1 pseudogene is annotated in these 284 nt (G+C 52.5%); it reads right to left on the bottom strand.

What is annotated here, in order from left to right:
* Positions 1 to 284 (bottom strand): annotated as a pseudogene (locus tag FGT79_RS31540) (hypothetical protein); the annotation flags it as partial.

A 284-nucleotide genomic window follows, 5' to 3' on the forward strand; every position in this document is an offset into this window, starting at 1 on the left:
CGTACGCTGTTCCGCCTGTTGCAGTAAGCAGATCGTTTTTCGAAATCGTTACTTCCGTTGCGCCGCTTGCCACAGTTCCCGTGTCAAGTACCGTGCCGCCGGTTGCTGCCGCGTATACGTTCACGATGTCGCCTTCTGCTAAACCTGTTACTTTTACCGTATCTGCTGTGCCTGTTGCATTGTTCGTTGCGGTTACTGTCGCTGCTGCTGGTGCTGCAGTGATCTCAGCATCATACGCTTTAACTGTTCGTGTGCTCTCCAGCTTGCCATCGTTTACTACACTC

This window comes from Paenibacillus sinopodophylli, assembly GCF_005930355.1.
In the GTDB taxonomy this organism is placed as follows: Bacteria; Bacillota; Bacilli; order Paenibacillales; family Paenibacillaceae; genus Pristimantibacillus; species Pristimantibacillus sinopodophylli.